The 1,572-nt window shown below is 72.0% G+C and carries 2 protein-coding genes; both read left to right on the top strand.

Translation table 11 applies throughout. The features are described from left to right. The first annotated feature begins 102 nt into the window (after positions 1-102). Positions 103-684, top strand: a complete 582-nt coding sequence (locus CCN42_RS40415; RefSeq protein WP_086742055.1) for a TMEM165/GDT1 family protein — start codon at positions 103-105, stop codon at positions 682-684. Between the two features lie 168 nt (positions 685-852). Continuing rightward, positions 853-1,521 carry an HAD-IA family hydrolase gene (locus CCN42_RS40410; RefSeq protein ID WP_211294911.1) on the top strand — a complete coding sequence of 223 codons (669 nt, stop codon included), beginning with the start codon at positions 853-855 and terminating at the stop codon, positions 1,519-1,521. The last annotated feature ends 51 nt before the right edge of the window (positions 1,522-1,572 follow it).

The following is a 1,572-nucleotide window of genomic DNA, read 5'->3' as shown; positions in this document are numbered from 1 at the left end:
CCGTGCCGCACGGCACGGGTGCCGTGTGCTGTCCTTGCCGAGGTGTCGTCCGCCAAGGGCTCGAACCTCTCGGTGGGGGCAGTCCCGACCGATTGAGGAACCTTGATCAGCCTGACCGTCACGGCGCTCGTCTTCGGCGTCGTCTTCCTCGCCGAGCTGCCCGACAAGACCGCACTGGCCGGTCTCGTCCTCGGCACCCGCTACCGCGCCTCCTACGTCTTCGCCGGAGTCGCCGCCGCCTTCGCGCTGCACGTCGCGCTCGCCGTCGCGGCGGGCAGTGTGCTCACCCTGCTGCCGCAGCAGATCCTGCACGCGCTGACCGGTGTGCTGTTCCTGGGCGGCGCGGCGGTGCTGCTGATGAAGAAGGACGAGGACGAGGAGGAGATCCGCAGGCCGGAGAACCAGTCCTTCTGGAAGGTCGCCGGGTCCGGCTTCATGCTGATCCTGGTCGCCGAGTTCGGTGATCTCACGCAGATCATGACGGCGAACCTCGCGGCCCGCTACGACGATCCGCTCTCCGTCGGCCTGGGCGCGGTGCTCGCGCTGTGGGCAGTGGCCGGGCTCGGCATCGTCGGCGGAAAGGCCCTGATGAAGCGGGTGCCGCTGAAGCTGATCACCAAGGTCGCGGCGGTGGTCATGCTGCTGCTGGGCGTGTGGAGCCTGTGGGAGGCGGTGGCCGGATGAGCCGCCGTTCCTCCGCTCCCGATCTGAACGGCGGATGAAGTTTTCGCCGGGGCGCTGGCGGGATGCCGGAATTGTTTTGTACCGTGGAGAAACAAAGTGGCTCCCGCCCGTTTTCCCTGACCGGCGGGCGGGGCCGCTCTGTTCCCCCCGATCTTGGAGCTGCTGCCGATGACGGCCACGACCGTGCTCACCGCCCGCGCCCTCCTGCTCGACATGGACGGCACCCTCGTCAACTCCGACGCCGTGGTGGAGCGGATCTGGCGCCGCTGGGCCGACCGGCACGGACTCGACGGCGACGAGGTGATGAAGGTGGTCCACGGCCGCCAGGGATACGCCTCGATGGCCGTCCTGCTGCCGCACCGGCCGATGGAGCAGAACCACGCGGACAACGCGCGCATGCTCGCCGAGGAGACCGCCGACCTGGACGGCGTCGTGCCGGTCCCCGGCGCGCCCGCCTTCCTCGCCGCCCTGCGCGGCCTCCCGCACGCCCTCGTGACATCGGCCGACGTGGCCCTCTCCACGGCCCGCATGGCCGCCGCGGGCCTCCCCCTCCCCGACGTCCGCGTCACCGCCGAGTCCGTCGGCGCCAGCAAGCCCGACCCCGAGGGCTTCCTCAAGGGCGCCGCCGAACTGGGCATCGCCCCCGCCGACTGCGTCGTCTTCGAGGACTCCGGCGCGGGCATCGGCGCGGGCCGCGCGGCCGGCATGCGCGTCGTCGGCGTCGGCCCCCGAGCCGCCGCCCACCGCCCGGACGCGCTGGTCCGGGACCTGACCGAGGTACGCGTCGAGCCGGCGCCGGACGGCACGGTGCGGCTGCACATCGGCGCGCGCCGCTAGGCAGCTACACCCCCTGGGGCCTACACCCCTTGGGGCCTACACCCCTTGGGG

The organism is Streptomyces glaucescens, from assembly GCF_002154375.1.
In the GTDB taxonomy this organism is placed as follows: domain Bacteria; phylum Actinomycetota; class Actinomycetes; order Streptomycetales; family Streptomycetaceae; genus Streptomyces; species Streptomyces glaucescens.
Note: the sequence above shows the minus strand (reverse complement) of the source record. Positions and strands in the feature narration are given on the sequence as shown.